Origin of the sequence: Metabacillus fastidiosus NBRC 101226, from assembly GCF_001591625.1 — a bacterium.
Classification (GTDB): Bacteria; Bacillota; Bacilli; order Bacillales; family Bacillaceae; genus Metabacillus; species Metabacillus fastidiosus.
This window is the reverse complement of record NZ_BCVG01000018.1, coordinates 38,154-55,825: the sequence shown is the minus strand read 5'-3', so window position 1 is coordinate 55,825 and position 17,672 is coordinate 38,154. Positions and strand designations below refer to the sequence as shown.

Sequence of the window (17,672 nt, the reverse complement as noted above, 5' to 3'; positions counted from 1 at the left end):
TTTTTTAAAAGTTCTTTCTCGCTGCTAGCATGTCTCAGCAGCAACGTTATCTAATATACCACCGTATATACTTGTTAGCAAGTACTTTTTTTAAAAAAACAAAGTAAATTTTAAAACTTATTTATAGAAGGTGAAAATTAAAACAAAAAGGTCAACGCAATGAAGGTTGACCTTTTTGTATCTCTTAAGCTTAACGCTGTCTCATTTGAGGGAAAAGCAGAACATCGCGAATAGACGGAGAATTAGTTAAAAGCATAACTAATCTGTCGATACCGATTCCTAAACCACCTGTTGGAGGCATTCCATATTCAAGTGCTTCTACGAAATCGTCATCCATCATATGCGCCTCATCATTACCTTGCTCTCTCTCCTGAAGCTGTGCTTCAAAACGTTCCCTCTGATCAATTGGATCATTTAATTCAGTGAAGGCATTCGCATGCTCTCTCGCTACGATAAATAATTCGAATCGATCTGTAAATCTTGGGTCTTCCTCATTTTTCTTTGCTAATGGAGAGATTTCTACCGGATGACCATAAATAAATGTAGGCTGAATTAATTTCTCTTCTACTTTCTGTTCGAAGAACTCATTCACGATATGACCATATTGCATATGCTCATTGATCTCTACCCCATGTTCTTTAGCAAGAGTACGGGCTTCTTCCACACTCATTTCTTTCCAAAAATCAACACCAGTATGTTCTTTAATTGCATCTACCATATGAAGTCTTGTCCACTTAGGCTCAAGGTTCACTTCATATTCACCATAAGTAACTTGCGTTGTACCTAGTACTTCTTTAGCGATATGAGCAATTAAATTTTCAGTTAATTCCATAATATCTTTATAATCGGCATATGCTTCATATAATTCAATCATCGTGAACTCGGGATTGTGTCGTGTAGATACTCCTTCATTTCGGAAAACACGGCCAATCTCATATACTTTCTCTAATCCGCCGACAATTAAACGTTTTAAATGTAATTCAATTGCAATACGCATATAAAGCTGCATATCTAATGCATTATGATGTGTAACGAAAGGTCTTGCAGAGGCACCACCAGCTATAGAATGCATCATTGGCGTTTCTACTTCTAAATATCCATTATCATCTAAGTATCTGCGCATAGATTGAATAATTTTACTACGTGCAATAAATGTCTTCTTGCTTTCTGGACTTGCAATTAAATCTAAGTATCGTTGGCGGTAACGCTGTTCAATATCTTTTAAACCATGGAATTTATCAGGAAGAGGGCGCAACGATTTCGTTAACAGTTCAAATGTTTCAGCTTTAATAGAAAGTTCCCCAACTTGTGTTTTAAAAACTGTGCCTGAAACACCGATAATATCTCCTAAGTCAGCTGTATTAAAGATTTCATAGCTTTCATCTCCAACAGCATCTTTTCGTACATAAATTTGAATTTGGCCTGATAAGTCTTGAATATGAGCAAAACCAGCTTTACCTTTACCGCGTTTTGTCATGATACGACCAGCTATTGTCACTTTAACTTCTTTTTCAGCAAGTTCTTCTTTTGATAAATCATTATATGTAGTAAATAATTCAGCTGTTTGGTTTGTTCTTTCAAAACGTTTCCCGAAAGGGTCTAAACCTTTCTCTCTTAAGCTATTTAACTTCTCACGTCTCACTCTAAGCTGGTCATTTAATTCTTCATGATTTAATTCTTCTTGGCTCACATTATTCATCTCCATTTTTCAAATAATAAAAGTAGAAAACTGCCAGTCTAGACTGGCAGTGTTATTATCCAACTTGCGCAGCATCTGCCTGCTTTGCTTCTACATCCTCAACTAAGTTATCTATCAGTTCAACAAATTCATCTCTTGTATTTGCAATATTGATTTGGTTACGCGCTGTTGCATTCCCTTTAATACCTTTTAAATACCATGCAGCATGCTTTCTCATTTCTCTTACAGCAACATCTTCATTTTTGAGTGCAATCAGGCGATCTAAATGAAGCTTACAAACGTCCATCTTCTCTCGAACATTCGGCTCATCCATCAATTCCCCTGTTTCTAAAAACTTAACAGTACGATAAATCATCCAAGGGTTTCCAAGTGCAGCACGACCAATCATAACTCCGTCTACACCTACCTCATCAAGCATTCTTTTTGCATCTTGAGGAGTTTGGACATCACCATTTCCAATGACAGGAATATTAACAGACTGTTTGACTTCTTTAATAATATCCCAGTTAGCATAACCTTCATACATTTGCACACGAGTACGGCCATGCACCGCAACAGCCTGTGCACCTGCTCTTTCAACAGCTTGGGCATTCTTAACAGCAAAAATATGTTCATCATCCCAGCCTATACGCATTTTTACTGTTACCGGCTTATCAACAGCATCAACGACAGCTGAAACCATTTCATAAATCTTATTAGGATCTAACAACCATTTTGCCCCAGCATCACATTTTGTAATCTTTGGTACAGGACATCCCATATTAATATCAATAATATCAGCTGTCGTATTTTTATCAACGAATTTAGCAGCTTCTACTAAATTCTCTTTTTCGCCGCCAAAGATTTGTAAACTAAGCGGCTTCTCACGTTCATCTATATAAAGCATGTTCATTGTTTTTGCATTTTTAAATAAAATCGCCTTGTCACTAACCATCTCGGCACACACTAATCCCGCTCCAAACTCTTTCACCGTAAGTCTGAATGCTGAATTACATACACCAGCCATAGGAGCGAGCACGATTCTATTTTTTAATTCTATATCTCCAATTTTGAACACCCTTCACCCTCCTTAATTATCTATTACTATTCCTCACCAGGAGAGAGCTCCTCTACCGTTATACTTAACGCCTGTGCTACACCTTGAATAAATTGATCGCTAGGCAAGCGGTTTCCTCTTTCTATTTCACCCAAGACAGAAACAGATACACCAAGATTTTTCGCGAAAGTCTCTTGGGTATATCCTTTTAATTTCCGATAAGCGCGAATACGTCTTCCCCATTTTTCTGCTTCCATATTCGAACTCCTTTTTTGTCTAGTAGTTGATCTATGATAACCGAAATGGATGTTTCGTTATTCGGAATATTGATATCTGGATTTAATTCCTTTAAAGGAATTAAAACGAAAGAACGTTCTAACATTCTTGGATGTGGAACAATGAGGTGTTCTGCTTCAATATTTTCATTATTATACAGTAAAATGTCAAGGTCTAAAGTTCTAGGTCCCCACTTCACTTCACGCTTCCGTCCAAGCTCTTTCTCAATTTGCTGTGTAACATTCAACAAATCAAATGCTGTTAAATTAGTCTTTATTTGAATAACCATATTTAAAAACTGATCCTGATCTGTATATCCGATTGGATCTGTTTCATATATAGAGGAAATATTTTCAATGGAAATCTCTTTATATTGTTGAAGTTCTTTTATAGCCGACATAAGATAAAATTCTCTATCACCCATATTGGAACCAAGTGCTAAATAGGCTTCAAATTTCATGATCTTCCCCTTTTAATTTCTACTGCTACATGTTCATAATGCCCTCGTATCGGTGGATCTGGCTTTATTAATTTTACAGTACATGCATGAACAATAGGGAAATTGCTTAAAATTTTATTTGCAATTAGTTCAGCAACTGCTTCAACGAGCTTATAAGGTTTTCCTTCTACCGCTTTTTTACACTCTTCATACAATTCAGCATAATTAACTGTTTCTCTAAGATCATCTGTTTCCCCAGCCTTTTTTACATCGACTTCAACAGTTAAATCTACTCGGAAACGTTGACCAAGCTTATTTTCTTCTTCAAGAACACCATGATAACCGTAAAATTCCATGCCTTTTACAAAGATTTTATCGATGATTCTCCACTCCCTTACCAAGCATTGCATCCATCATTTTCGTCATTCTTGTTATTTCTAAGACATCATGCACTCGAACAAATTGACATCCTTTCGCAATACCGAGACAAACTGTTGCCCCCGTTCCTTCTACACGTTCATTAGGCGGCAAGTCTAGAACATGACCAATAAAAGTTTTCCTTGATGTTCCTAATAAAACCGGATACCCTAACTCAGAAAACTCATGTAGATGATTCATAACTGCTAAATTATCCTGCATTGTTTTCGCGAAACCGATACCTGGATCTAAAATAATTTTCTCATCTTTTACTCCAGCTTGTTTAACAATTGAGATTGATTCCTTTAAATCAGAAATCATGTCCTTAATTAAATGTCCATAATTCTTATTATTACGATTATGCATTAATATAATTGGAACATCAAATCGCGCTGCAACAGATGCCATTTCAGGATCTGCTTTTGCTCCCCATATATCATTAATAATTGTGGCCCCTGCTTCTATTGCTTTCTCCGCTACTTCAGCCTTATAAGTATCAATTGAAATCGGAACATCAATTTCTTTAGCTAGCCTCTTTATAACCGGAACAACTCTTTCTAATTCTTCTTCCGCTGTTACAGCATCAAAACCCGGCCTTGTTGATTCTCCGCCGACATCAATAATATCAGCACCATTTTCGATCATTTCCTTAGCATGTTCCACTGCCTTATCAATATCGACGTATCTTCCCCCATCAGAGAAAGAGTCTGGAGTCATATTTAAAATTCCCATGACATAAGTTTTCTTACTATAATCGAGAGTATATTTACCACAAGTAACCACTTGTTTTTGTTTTAATGTATTTATCATATTAATCAATCCTTACAGCTCTTCTATTGTTAAAAGCTTTGAATGATAATGCTTATACATACCTTTTAATTTATTTACGACTGCCCCTTCATTTCCCGGATAAAGATGTTCACCCATCTCTTTAACCGGTAAAATTTCTTGAGTAGAATTCGTTAAGAAAATTTCATCTGCACATATCATTTCATCAAGTGTATACTGTCCTTCCTGAAAAGGAATTTCGAGCGTTGATAAACATCTCATAATAAATTGTCTCGTAATCCCATTTAAAATACCGGTGTCAAGGGAAGGTGTATACACAATACCTTTCTTCACCCAGAACACATTTGTAACAATTCCTTCTGAAACATATCCTTTCTCCGTTAAGAAAATGCCTTCTAATTCGGGAGTTTCGATAAGTTCACGCTTTCCTAATATATTATTCAAATAATGATGGGATTTTAAACGGTAAGATCCTTCAGGAGTATTTCTTCTCGTTTGCAAGATAGCAATATTTTTCTCTATATCGTTATTGGGAGGAGCTTGTCTTAGAAGGTACATAACATTTGGTTTAAAATAAGATTCCGTTAACTTGCCAACCTCTCCATTTCCCGCTGAAACATTTAATCTTATTGTGACATCTTTATTCTCACATTTATTTAAAAATAAGAGACGATCAATCACTTGTATTGCCTCATCCACATCTGCTTTATAATGAATGTTTAATTGCTCAAGCGATTGATTTAGTCTCTCTATATGATCTTTTAATAAAAAGGAAAAACCTTTATACACTCGAAATGTTTCAAAGACACCTAGACCATAAAGAAAACCATGATCAAATGGAGAAATTCTCGCCTCTGTATCCTTTATAAATTCGGAGTTTAAATAAATATACAAATTAGACACTCTTTTCCGCTTTTCTATATGTGGAAATAAAGTTTTCTAATATTTGTTTCCCAAAAGTAGTCATAATTGATTCAGGATGGAACTGCACTCCTTCAATCGGAAGTGTTTTATGGCGGAGGGCCATAATCTCATCATCTTTCGTCCATGCTGTCACTTCTAAACAATCTGGCAATGTTTCCTTTTTAACGATTAATGAATGATATCTCGTTGCAACAAAAGGGTTCTCCATATTTTCAAAAATTGTCTCGCCGTTATGGTGCATTTCCGATGTTTTTCCGTGCATTAATTTCTCAGCTCGGACAACATCCCCTCCGAATACTTGGGCAATTGATTGATGGCCGAGACAAACACCGAATATCGGAATTTTACCTGCAAAATATTCGATTACATCTAAGCTGACTCCCGCTTCATTTGGACTACATGGTCCCGGAGAAATCATAAGAAAATCAGGATTAAGCTCTTCAATTTCGGCAATTGTTATTTCATCATTACGCTTTACGAGAAGTTCTTCCCCTAATTCCCCTAAATACTGTACTAAATTAAATGTAAATGAATCATAATTATCAATCATTAAAATCACTATTCTCACCTCATACTAAAGTTTTCTCTTCTTTACTCAACTCTACTGCTCTTAGTAAAGCTTTTGCCTTTTTTAAAGATTCTGCATATTCATGCTTCGGACTGGAATCAATGACAATACCTGCCCCGGATTGGATATACCCTACACCAGTATGAGCAAGCAATGTCCGGATAACAATATTTAGCTCCATATTGCCATCATAGCCAATCCATCCAATAGAACCAGTATAAATACCTCTGCGTGTCGGTTCAAGCTCTTCAATAATTTCCATCGTCCGAATTTTAGGAGCACCAGTAATTGTTCCTCCCGGGAAAGTTGCTCTTATAAGATCCGCATAATCATAATTTTCTTGCAGCTCTCCCTTAACATTGGAAACGATATGCATCACATGCGAATATTTTTCAATAACCATAAATTCATCCACATGAACTGTCCCGTACTTACAAACTCGTCCAAGGTCATTTCTCTCCAGATCAACGAGCATTACATGTTCTGCCCGCTCTTTCTCATTTTCAATCAACTCATTTGCAAGTGCTAAATCCTCTTCCTCATCTTTCCCTCTGGACCTTGTTCCTGCAATGGGTCTCGTACTAACCGTCATCCCCTGCTTTTTAACGAGAAGTTCTGGAGATCCGCTAACGATTTGAAATTCCGGAAAATGCAAATAGGCCATATACGGAGATGGATTCACTTTTCTCAATGTTTCATAAATATGCATCGGATGGCATTCAAGCTTAACATGCTGGCGGGTCGATAAATTCACTTGAAAAACATCCCCTTGCGCAATATAAGCTTGTACCTTTTCCACCGCTTCTTTAAATGTTTGTTCATTAAATGAAAGAGGCGTCTTTTTATCAGCTGTACTTACTTCATATATAAGTTCATCAGTAAAATGAGTAAGCCATGCATCTTTCATGCATTCAAGTCTTTTTGCTGCTTTATCTTCATCTTCATTATTATAATAATGAGTAATTAAAGTGATTGTTGAACTTTCATGATCGAAAATAGCAATGTCATCAAATAGAAGGAAATAGAGATCCGGGAAATGAAGATCATCCTTTGCTATATTCGGTATCTTTTCAAAGTATCTCACACAGTCATAGCTAAAAAAGCCAATTGCTCCACCCTGGAAATCGGGCAGAGATGGGTCATGTTCTGTCTGGAAACCTTGAAACCATTGACGGAAATTCTCAATCGGATTCCCTTGAAATGTTTGTTCAGTGTCATTCATAACAACCGATAAAGAAGAATCTTTCCCAGTTATAATTGCCACTGGTTTAATTCCGGCAATGCTATATCTTCCCCCTCGACCACTTTCTAAAAAAGCGTGATGGGTCTCACTCTTCGATAAATATTGAAATTGCTTAAAGAAATCTTTATTATAATCGAACTTTGTCGATAACAATGATCGAGTAAAATTCATTCGATCCTCTCCTTATACTGCTTGTATTTATATTTTACATGATAATAAGAGAGATGACATAAAGAATTTATTAATTGTTAAATTTTTAGAATTAATAACACGAATAGTCTGCAGTCTATCATCCATATTTAATTTTACTCTTTGCTTTATTATCCAATACAAAAAGAGCCTAGCCCGCGAAGCTAATATTTAGCTTTGGGGTCAGACTCTTTTATTATTCATTATTAATCGAATTGATAAAGTGGAGTACTTAAGTAACGCTCACCATTACTTGGAATAACCGCTAATACTTTCTTACCTTTACCTAATTCTTTCGCTACTTTTAACGCTGCAAAAATTGCTGCTCCAGATGAAATTCCGCCAAGGATTCCTTCTTCTCTAGCTGCTCTTCTTGCAGTTTCAAAAGCTTCTTCGTTTTTAACAGTAATAATTTCATCATAGATTTCTGTATTTAAAATAGACGGAACAAATCCCGCTCCAATTCCTTGGATTTTATGCGGACCTGGTTTTCCACCTGATAAAACTGGTGAATCTGTAGGTTCTACAGCATAAATTTTGATTGATGAATAATTTTCTTTAAGAACTTCTCCAGCTCCTGTAATTGTACCGCCAGTACCAATACCTGAAATGAAAGCATCAAGCTGGTCGCCCATTTGCTCAACGATTTCTTTACCTGTTGTTAAGCGGTGAACTTCAGGATTTGCTTCGTTTTTAAATTGTTGCGGCATGAAATAACCATGTTCTTTAGCAAGCTCTTCCGCCTTGCGAATTGCTCCTCCCATACCTTCAGCACCAGGAGTAAGAATAAGTTCCGCACCGTATGCACGAAGAAGATTTCTACGCTCCATACTCATCGTATCAGGCATTACTAAGATCGCTTTAAGTCCTTTTGCAGCAGCCACCATTGCAAGACCAATACCTGTGTTTCCACTTGTTGGCTCAATAATTGTATCGCCAGCTTTTAAATTCCCTTGTTTCTCAGCAGCCTCAATCATCGCAAGACCAATTCTGTCTTTAACACTGCTTCCTGGGTTCATAAATTCTAATTTCAAGTAAACATCTGCACTATTATCGTCTACAAGTCTATTTAGTTTTACGATTGGAGTATTTCCAATAAGTTCATGAATTGAATTTGCTACACGCGCCATATGTATGACTCCTCCTCTATTCCCGAGTAATTTTATTGGTATTATTAAAATAAATTTAGCAATAATTTTTCGACTTGTCAATCAATTTACTTCTTTTCTTCATAAAACCATTTTACACTGATTTCATCCCAAAGGGGGTTTACCGAAATCGAGCCTTCCATTTGTTCAAGTGCAATTTGTCTTCTAATCTGACTCTTTACTTCTCCGAATGAGTAAGAGATTCCTGCTTGTTTTTCTTTTAATAAAATAATTGCATATCCAGTATCCACTTTTATCGGATTGCTCCAGTGTTTTTCATCCAGTTGTGAAACGATTTCAAAATATTCTTTTGGCACAAATTCATCTTTAGTTGAAACAAAACCAATTTCGCCGCCTTCATTAGCTGAAAACTCATCAATTGACTTTTCTAATGCCAATGCTTCAAAACTTGATCCGCCCTCTAGCTCCTCTATTACTTTGTTTGCTTCAGCTTGTGTTTTAACAACAATATGTGCCAGGCGAAACATATCTTCTACTTCATATAAATTTTTATTACTTTCATAAAAAGCCCGCAGCTCTTCTTCAGAAACCGAGGCATCCTTCGTAAGCAATTCCTCTAATAAAATGCTGTATCTAATTTGTTTTTGCCAATCCTCTTCTTCTCCAAATCTCTCATTGCTTAACGTATTATACATTGACTTAAATATCGTCAATTCACGATCAATTTGTTCCTCAGATATTTCAATTTTATGTTTTGCAGCCAGTTCATTAACAACTTCTTCATTTATCATTTGCTCCAGTGTTTCTTTACCGAATCGTTTCTCCAATTCAGAAAGCCATTCTTCTCGAGAAATGGTTGTCGATGTACCAATTGTTGCGATTGCCTCATCATATTTACCCAAGCTGTTAGTATGGACAGAGTTATTTTTCGTTAAAAAGAAAGCAATTGTAAAACAGTTTACAACGACCAGCGTGAATATAATACTCCATAAAGTTTTAGCATTCACTTTCCCCAAATCACTCCTAAAAGATCAGCGTTCTGCCGCTATCTTCTTAATCTGTTCCAGCTCTTCTAGATTAAAGTGATACAACTCATTACAGAAATGGCATTGTGCTTCAGCCTTGCCATCTTCCTCAATCATTGCTTGGATCTCCTGTTCTCCTAAGCTGATAATGGCACTTTCAATTCTTTCTCTTGAGCAAGGACAATGAAAACGAACTTCTTGCTTCTCAAGAATCTTTACATTTTCCTCACCTAAAACTTCTTGTAAAATCTCTTCAGGTGTTAATCCCTTTTGGATAAGCTTTGAGACAGGTTCAATTGTATTTAAACGGTTCTCAATCTCAAGAATAGTCTCTTCTTCAGCTCCAGGCATTAATTGAATAATGAAACCTCCTGAAGCTAGGATTGTGTTGTCCGGATTAACGAGAACACCGACACCGACAGATGAAGGGACTTGCTCCGATGTTACGAGATAGTATGTGAAATCTTCTCCTAATTCACCAGAAACGATTGGTACTTGTCCCGAGAAGTTCTCTTTTAATCCTAAGTCTTTTACAACCGTTAAGAACCCGTTTGTACCGACAGCGCGTGCAACATCTAATTTTCCTTTAGCATTCAAATCAAAATGCACTTGCGGATTGGTGACATACCCCCTCACTTCTCCCTTTCCGTTGCTATCTACAAGTATTGCCCCGATCGGGCCGCCGCCTTCTATTTTAATTGTCAGCTTCGCCTCATCTTTTATCATAGAACCGAGCATTAGTCCTGCAGTCATCGCTCTTCCTAAAGCTGCAGAAGCCGTCGGCCATGTTTGATGTCTTCTCTGTGCTTCAGAAATGGTTTCAGTCGTTCTCGTCGCATATGCACGAACTTGCCCATCAAATGCTAAAGCCTTTACTAAATAATCCATTGTTTACACTCCTTTTATATAGCAGTATTTCTTTCATATATAAGTTGCAGTCCTTTTAACGTTAGAAAAGGATCTACAATATCAATACAGCTTGATTCTTCAAAAATTAATTCTGCAAGCCCGCCGGTTGCAATAACTTTCGGATCTGTCTTCGCTTGATCTTTTATTCTTCTTACTATTCCTTCCACTTGGCCAACATATCCGTATACTATTCCCGCCTGCATTGCACTAACTGTATTTTTTCCAATTACATTTTCAGGTCTTGTTATTTCGATCCTCGGTAATTTAGCAGCTCTTGAATAAAGTGCTTCTGTTGATATATTGATACCAGGAGCAATAGCTCCTCCCATATACTGTTTTTCATCATTAATATAACAGTAGGTCGTTGCTGTTCCAAAATCCACAATAATTAACGGACTTCCATACTCGTGTATGCCTGCAACTGCATTTACAATTCTGTCCGCACCAACTTCCCGCGGATTTTCATATTTTATATTTAAACCTGTTTTTATTCCAGGTCCAACAATTAAAGGCTTTGTATTAAAATATTTTTTGCACATTGTTTCAAGGGCAAACATAATCGGAGGTACGACGGAGGAAATAATAATTCCTTCAATCATGTCGAATGTTACTTCCACATGACGGAAGAGATTTTTTATAATCATTCCGTATTCATCTTCCGTTCTATTGCGGCTTGTTTCAATTCTCCAATGGTGTTTTAATATTTTTCCTTCATACACACCTAATACTGTATTTGTATTTCCAACATCTAAAACTAAGATCATACTGACTACACCACACTTATTATTTTCTCTCTTTTCACTTAAATATTTTATCACTAAATGATAATGATAGGCATAGATTAGGTTCCGTTATTTCATAAGTTTTTATCCCAGCCTTAACAGGCAGTAAGATTTCCATTTCAAAGTTCTAACAATTCGAGGAAGTTAAGTGGAAGATCAACTGCCCATAAAGGTCTGAACAATATAACACATACTAAATTCGCCACTTTATGCGAGCAACGTATGTGTGACCCATATCGTGCGGGCCTCAATTAACCATCAGCGGAGGATGAAAAAACCACCACTAATGGAAGTTTCACTTTATAACGCGAAAAAAATTAGACAGCCGGAAAATCAGCTGTCTAATTTTAAAAATCATTCTTTATCTGTCTTATCTTCGTCATCCTTTTTCGTCAGGATGTTCACTTTCACATCGTTCTCTTCACTGGACACTGAACGTTCAGGAAGTGTTCCATGATCATATAGATATCTAATTTGTTCTGCATCTAACGTTTCAACTTCCAGCAATGTTTGTGCAATCAATTCAAGTTTATCACGTTTTTCAGTGAGGATCTGTGTTGCTTTCGCATAACAGTCTTTAATAAACTTCTGAATTTCTAAATCAATTTCATATGCAATTGCATCACTATAGTTTTGTTCATTATGAAGGTCACGTCCTAAGAACACTTGGCCGCCTTGTGCCTGGCCAAATTGAAGTGGTCCAAGCTTATCACTCATACCATATTCAGTAACCATTTTTCTAGCTATATTTGTTGCACGCTGGAAGTCATTATGTGCTCCCGTACTTACTTCACCGAACATAATTTCTTCTGCAACACGTCCGCCAAGCAAGCCAGTAATTTTATCCAGTAGTTCTGGCTTTGTCATAAAGTAGCGGTCTTCTTTAGGAAGCATAACCGCATAACCGCCAGCTTGACCACGCGGAACAATTGTTACTTTATGAACCACATCAGCTTCATCTAAAACAAGTCCAATAACTGTATGACCTGCTTCGTGATGGGCAACGATATTTCTTTCCTTCTTAGAAATGACACGACTTTTCTTAGCTGGACCAGCAATAACGCGGTCTGTTGCTTCATCAACATCGGTCATATCTACTTTCTTCTTATCTTGTCTTGCAGCAACTAATGCCGCTTCATTTAATAAGTTTTCTAAATCGGCTCCTGAGAAACCTGGTGTTCTCATTGCGATTGCTTTCAAATTAACAGACTCATCAAGCGGTTTATTACGTGCATGTACTTTCAATACCGCTTCACGACCATTTACATCAGGTCTATCAACAGTAATTTGTCTGTCAAAACGGCCTGGACGTAATAATGCAGGGTCTAAAATATCCGGACGGTTTGTTGCAGCAATAATGATAATACCTTCATTAGCACCGAATCCATCCATTTCAACGAGCAATTGGTTCAGCGTTTGTTCACGCTCATCATGACCACCGCCAAGTCCAGCTCCACGCTGACGGCCAACCGCATCAATCTCATCGATAAAAATAATACACGGTGCATTCTTTTTAGCATTTTCAAATAAATCACGAACACGCGATGCACCGACACCGACGAACATTTCAACGAAATCAGAACCACTTATAGAGAAGAATGGCACGCCTGCTTCTCCAGCAACAGCTCTTGCAAGAAGTGTTTTACCAGTTCCTGGAGGTCCTACTAATAATACCCCTTTTGGAATTCTTGCACCTAATTCAGAGAATTTACGAGGGTCTTTCAAAAATTCAACTACCTCGACTAATTCCTGCTTCTCTTCATCTGCCCCAGCTACATCATTAAATTTAACCTTTTTCTTTTCTTCGCTATAGAGCTTTGCTTTACTTTTACCAAAGTTCATTACTCTACTTCCGCCACCTTGGGCTTGGTTGAGCAAGAAGAAGAATAAAATAAAGATAATGACAAACGGGATAATAGATGTAAAGAATGTTACCCATCCATTTGTTTCTTCGGCTGGTGCATAGTCTACATTTTTCACTTTGTTATCAGCAATTGCCTTATCGATCTTATCTAATCCTTGTTGACCTGCAACATAAGTTAAGAAGCTTTCATCTTCTTTATAATTCTTTAATTGACCTCTTACTTCAAATACACCACGTAAGGGCTGTACAGAAACTTCTTCTACTTCTCCTTTTTCTAAGTGAGAAATGAAAGTATTGTACGCCATTTTTTCAGTTTTAGGGTTATTTCCATTTAAGAAACTTACTACCCCTATTACAACTAAAAATATAAGTAAATAAAATATCGTATTACGGAAGATCCGATTCATTCCTTACCTCCTCCCACGGTAAACACAATTATATTAAATAGTATCATAGAAAATTGTACTAATACAACAAATTAGCCAATCTGAGTAAAACCTGCCACTTATTCCTTATTCTCATATACCTCTGGTTTTAAAACACCTATATACGGTAAATTACGATATCTTTCATCATAATCTAATCCATAACCAACAACAAATTCATCTGGAACTTCGAAACCAACATAGTCTGCTTCAATATCTGCTTTTCTGCCGGCTGGTTTATCTAACAGCGTAACAATTTGGATTGATTCTGCTTTTCTATAGCGAAACAGCTCAACAAGATAACTTAATGTTAATCCGCTATCAATAATATCTTCGATAATAAGGATGTTTCTTCCTTCAACAGAAGTATCTAAATCCTTTACAATTTTCACTTCCCCTGACGAAACAGTTGATGAACCGTAACTTGATACATCCATAAAATCCATTTCCAAATATGTATCAATGCGTTTAATCAAATCACCCATAAATGGCATTGCACCTTTTAATACGCCAATAACAAGCGGATATTTATCCTTATATTGTGCTGTTAAAGCTTCACCTAATTGCTTTACTTTCTCTTGTAATTCTTCTTCAGTAATCAAAACTTTTTCAATATCCTGTTTCATAAATAAGTGCCCCCCAAAACATCAAAGCTCCTTGTATTGTAGAAATATATAATCTCCATTACAATCAGCCTCTTCAAAAGCTGATTTTTTCAGACCTGGAACCCAAAGAATATTCCCATCACCATCTTCTAGAATTGGCCAAATATCCCGATTATGCAATGGTATTTTCTCATCAATAAATATATCTTTCACCTTTTTAGTACCATTCATGCCTTTTAGCTTTATTTTATCCCCTTGCTTCCTTGAACGTATCGTAAGAGGCTCCTTCAGCCTTTCAACACTTAATGAGAATACATCGTTCCCTCTTTTTAAAAAATGGGGTTTCTTTAAAATTCCACAATCAATAGCAGAACCATTGGGCAATACAATTGTGGAGGGAATACTTAATGGAATTTCATATGGCAAAGATTTATCATAATCAAAGGTAAATAAACAATTATCATATGACTTAATTACTCTTAAACCATTTGGATAATCAAGTGAGCCAGAAGGATGATCTCGTGAGAGCAGGTTGAGCAAACTCTCTATATGTATTGAAGAAAGTGAAGATGGAATGGTTTCATAAAGATAGTTTAATATTAGTTGAATACATCTTCTTTGTAAAGGCAAAGGTAGGTTTAGAAATAATTTAGTATCCATCTCTACTTCTGACTTTTCTTTTCTTTTCAATACTGTATTCATTTTCTCCTTTGTTAATTCCTTCAAGTACAGTTCATCCTCTAAAAAGGTCTCGCTAAAATACTGGAATCGCTCATGAACTAAAGGATTTTCACTTTTCAAAAAAGGAAGAACAGTATTTCTAAAGCGATTGCGTGTATATTTATTCTCTTCATTACTCGGATCAAAACGAGGCTCTAATCCATTCAGATCACAATATTGTAAAATCTCTTCCTTTGATGCTGTTAAGAGCGGCCTAATAATATAACCATTATGGAATTTCCGCACTGCCTTCATCCCTGCCATTGCTTCACCAGTACTGCCTCTAACCATTCTCATTAATATTGTTTCAATTTGATCATCACCATGGTGACCTAAAGCGAGATAATTTGCATTATAAGTATCCATCACTTCTTTATAAAAGTTATAACGATGCTCTCTTGATGCAGCCTGGGAACTTATTTTATTCCTGTTCAAATATGCTGGGATATCAATTTGTTTCGCCTCACAAGGGATATTATATTGATAGCAAAAATCCTTAACAAACAACATTTCTTCTTCTGATTGTTCTGCTCTAAACATGTGATCAACGTGAGCACCGACAATCTTTAGGCTGTATTCCTCCTTTATACTTAAAAAAAGATGTAATAAAGTTAAAGAGTCCGGCCCTCCAGAAACTCCAACTACTACTGTTGAACCTTTTATTATATTTTTCTTTATAAAAAGCTGGAAGTTATGCATTTGACTCCCTCATCTGAATTAAAGATCATTTGACTTTAAAATTTCATATAAATATCCTACCACTTTTTATAAACAGACTGCAAAGAAGAAGTCAATGTTCACATATTCATCATAATTACATTAAATAGTGAAACACATAAAGTGAATACATAATAAAAACACTAACTAATATGACGACCGTCTCAATCAAACCACCATATTTTTTCCGTTTCCTTTTCTGCTTTAACTGCTTACGGCTCATATGACTTTTACTTTGTTTTCCATTATGAATACTGCTTTGCTGTTTCACACTGCTTTTCTTTTTTATCGACTGATGATTGCTATTACTTATAATTCCCAAAAGGTCATTTTTCATTTCTTCTGCACTTATGTATTTCCCTAATATTGCATTTATTAACAACTTCTTGTGTTTTCTTAAAAAAGCATGACTGTTAATAATTTCAATTAATTGATTTCTTCCTTCCATCCCATTAGTCTTTTTTGGAAAGCGCTTAGGATATACCGCATTAATTATAATCATTGCAACAGAGAATAAATCATAAGATGGTTCTGCCTTTCTGCTTCCAAGCCCCCAATATCCACGATCAAAAAATTCCGTAAATTCTTTAACTGATCTTCCTATTTGTGTCGTTCCTCCAACATCAATACATCTGATCTTATGAGGCGGACCAGCAATTAATAAGTTATCCGGCTTTAAATCGCCAAATATCCAGCCTTTTTCATGAAGTTCTTCAAGATTGGATAATAGTTGGATAATTAATACATCAACCCATTCAATTCCTCTCCTTTTTATAAAATCTAAAAATGATTCTCCATTTATATACTCCATAACATAAAATGAGACCATTTTATTATCTCTATTATTCCAATCATCAACATCAAGCAAAGAAGGTCCAAGTGTTGAGCCTTGGACCTTTGAAAAATGTTTTAACACATTTACTTCTGAAGTTATCGCCATACTGTTTTCACTTAACTTAATGGCAGCTTTCCCATTCTTACTATTAGCGAGATATACACTTCCCGTTGCTCCTTGGCCAAGCAATTTCATCACATTATAATGATTTCCATTCCACTTTCCAATAATTGTCGTCCCGACCTTAACGTTAGAAGCTTGATTCATCATAATATTGCTCATCTTCTCTTAAATCATTTCTCAATGAACTTCTATTTTGAAAATCCCGGATGGCATTTCGAATTGCAGGCCCTGTTGGAGTAATGCCCCCTGTTGATAATTTCGGAAAGATGGAAGATAATGAATCAAGTTTTGGTGTCCAATCAAGTACTGTTTCCACTTCATTACTTTTCCCAGGAAATACTGAAACAGAGAATTGATTTGCACCTATTCTTGAATTCAAACTGATTGATAAATCAAGCAATGCTTCTTTAACAGTTGGCAGCTTCGGTTTCATGCTGGCACTTGTATCAACAAGAATTAATATTTCTAAACTTGCTGTTTCCCCCAGTTCATCAACGACTTCCATCACCTCTCCTCTTTTATCAGGAGGTAATTCTTCCATTGATATATTTTTCCCTAAAATTTGCTGCAGCTCTTTATTAACAACACCTTGTAAAGTTTGTGTCATTGCTTTTCTTGTTACCATCTGTACTGTATGTGACAGCTGGTGCGCATAGACAATTTGGTGAACTCCGCCGCCAGACATAGCAATGTTTTCTATTTCCTGAATTGCTTGCTGATCTATTACATTTTCTTCAACAATACCTATTACATTTACAGTTATCCCTTGCTCATATGCTAATGCAGCCATAGCAATGGGGTCTTCACCATGATTTGAACAGCCATCAGTAATTAATAAAATTTGCTTCAAGTGACCTCTTGTCATAATTACCCTCCTAGAGAGAAAGCCGATTTTTTATACATTCTAAACAAGCTAATGTATAAGATGTTTATTACCATCCTCGCCAGAAAGGTTATTATTTATACGATAGAATGAAG

18 protein-coding genes are annotated in these 17,672 nt (G+C 36.2%); all 18 read right to left on the bottom strand.

The genetic code is table 11. From position 1 onward, the window contains the following. Positions 1-190 precede the first annotated feature (190 nt). The 18 genes from lysS to BFA01S_RS07215 all read right to left on the bottom strand — a co-directional run bounded on the left by lysS (position 191) and on the right by BFA01S_RS07215 (position 17,559). The gene (gene lysS / locus BFA01S_RS07300; RefSeq protein ID WP_174521586.1) at positions 191-1,690 is read right to left on the bottom strand and encodes a lysine--tRNA ligase; all 1,500 of its coding nucleotides are present in this window, start codon (positions 1,688-1,690) and stop codon (positions 191-193) included. A 64-nt stretch (positions 1,691-1,754) separates the two neighbouring features. After that, positions 1,755-2,756 (bottom strand): tRNA dihydrouridine synthase DusB, encoded by a 1,002-nt coding sequence (gene dusB, locus BFA01S_RS07295; RefSeq protein WP_066227689.1) that lies wholly within the window; start codon positions 2,754-2,756, stop codon positions 1,755-1,757. 26 nt (positions 2,757-2,782) lie between these two features. Beyond that, a complete protein-coding gene (locus BFA01S_RS07290; RefSeq protein ID WP_066227686.1) occupies positions 2,783-2,992 on the bottom strand; it encodes a helix-turn-helix domain-containing protein in 210 nt (69 codons plus the stop codon). Further along, positions 2,944-3,471 carry a 2-amino-4-hydroxy-6-hydroxymethyldihydropteridine diphosphokinase gene (folK, locus tag BFA01S_RS07285; protein ID WP_066227685.1) on the bottom strand — a complete coding sequence of 176 codons (528 nt, stop codon included), beginning with the start codon at positions 3,469-3,471 and terminating at the stop codon, positions 2,944-2,946. Before folK ends, BFA01S_RS07290 begins: the two co-directional genes overlap by 49 nt. After that, positions 3,468-3,830 carry a dihydroneopterin aldolase gene (folB, locus tag BFA01S_RS07280; RefSeq protein WP_066227694.1) on the bottom strand — a complete coding sequence of 121 codons (363 nt, stop codon included), beginning with the start codon at positions 3,828-3,830 and terminating at the stop codon, positions 3,468-3,470. Before folB ends, folK begins: the two co-directional genes overlap by 4 nt. Then, on the bottom strand, positions 3,823-4,677 hold the full coding sequence (gene folP / locus BFA01S_RS07275) for a dihydropteroate synthase (protein ID WP_066227682.1): 855 nt from the start codon (positions 4,675-4,677) through the stop codon (positions 3,823-3,825). The genes folB and folP overlap by 8 nt, the downstream gene beginning before the upstream one ends. A 12-nt stretch (positions 4,678-4,689) precedes the next feature. After that, positions 4,690-5,550, bottom strand: a complete 861-nt coding sequence (gene pabC, locus BFA01S_RS07270) for an aminodeoxychorismate lyase (RefSeq protein WP_066227679.1) — start codon at positions 5,548-5,550, stop codon at positions 4,690-4,692. A gap of 1 nt (position 5,551) precedes the next feature. Then, positions 5,552-6,139: an aminodeoxychorismate/anthranilate synthase component II gene (pabA, locus tag BFA01S_RS07265; RefSeq protein WP_066227677.1), complete on the bottom strand. Its 588-nt coding sequence runs from the start codon at positions 6,137-6,139 to the stop codon at positions 5,552-5,554. Positions 6,140-6,149: 10 nt separating this feature from the next. Beyond that, a complete protein-coding gene (gene pabB, locus BFA01S_RS07260) occupies positions 6,150-7,562 on the bottom strand; it encodes an aminodeoxychorismate synthase, component I (RefSeq protein WP_066227674.1) in 1,413 nt (470 codons plus the stop codon). 224 nt (positions 7,563-7,786) lie between these two features. Further along, positions 7,787-8,710: a cysteine synthase A gene (gene cysK / locus BFA01S_RS07255; protein ID WP_066227672.1), complete on the bottom strand. Its 924-nt coding sequence runs from the start codon at positions 8,708-8,710 to the stop codon at positions 7,787-7,789. A gap of 86 nt (positions 8,711-8,796) precedes the next feature. Further along, positions 8,797-9,696 (bottom strand): peptidyl-prolyl cis-trans isomerase, encoded by a 900-nt coding sequence (locus BFA01S_RS07250; RefSeq protein WP_066227670.1) that lies wholly within the window; start codon positions 9,694-9,696, stop codon positions 8,797-8,799. A gap of 24 nt (positions 9,697-9,720) precedes the next feature. Beyond that, positions 9,721-10,602 (bottom strand): Hsp33 family molecular chaperone HslO, encoded by an 882-nt coding sequence (gene hslO, locus BFA01S_RS07245; RefSeq protein WP_066227667.1) that lies wholly within the window; start codon positions 10,600-10,602, stop codon positions 9,721-9,723. Positions 10,603-10,616: 14 nt separating this feature from the next. After that, positions 10,617-11,387, bottom strand: coding sequence for a type III pantothenate kinase (locus BFA01S_RS07240; protein ID WP_066227662.1), 771 nt, complete (start codon positions 11,385-11,387; stop codon positions 10,617-10,619). A gap of 372 nt (positions 11,388-11,759) precedes the next feature. Further along, positions 11,760-13,676, bottom strand: coding sequence for an ATP-dependent zinc metalloprotease FtsH (gene ftsH / locus BFA01S_RS07235; protein WP_066227659.1), 1,917 nt, complete (start codon positions 13,674-13,676; stop codon positions 11,760-11,762). Between the two features lie 98 nt (positions 13,677-13,774). Next, a complete protein-coding gene (gene hpt, locus BFA01S_RS07230) occupies positions 13,775-14,320 on the bottom strand; it encodes a hypoxanthine phosphoribosyltransferase (RefSeq protein ID WP_066227657.1) in 546 nt (181 codons plus the stop codon). 21 nt (positions 14,321-14,341) lie between these two features. Continuing rightward, a complete protein-coding gene (tilS, locus tag BFA01S_RS07225; protein ID WP_066227654.1) occupies positions 14,342-15,718 on the bottom strand; it encodes a tRNA lysidine(34) synthetase TilS in 1,377 nt (458 codons plus the stop codon). Between the two features lie 115 nt (positions 15,719-15,833). Next, entirely contained in the window at positions 15,834-16,853 is a 1,020-nt protein-coding gene (locus tag BFA01S_RS07220; RefSeq protein WP_235842982.1) for a protein kinase domain-containing protein, read from the bottom strand. Further along, on the bottom strand, positions 16,822-17,559 hold the full coding sequence (locus BFA01S_RS07215) for a VWA domain-containing protein (RefSeq protein ID WP_066227652.1): 738 nt from the start codon (positions 17,557-17,559) through the stop codon (positions 16,822-16,824). Before BFA01S_RS07215 ends, BFA01S_RS07220 begins: the two co-directional genes overlap by 32 nt. Between the last annotated feature and the right edge of the window lie 113 nt (positions 17,560-17,672).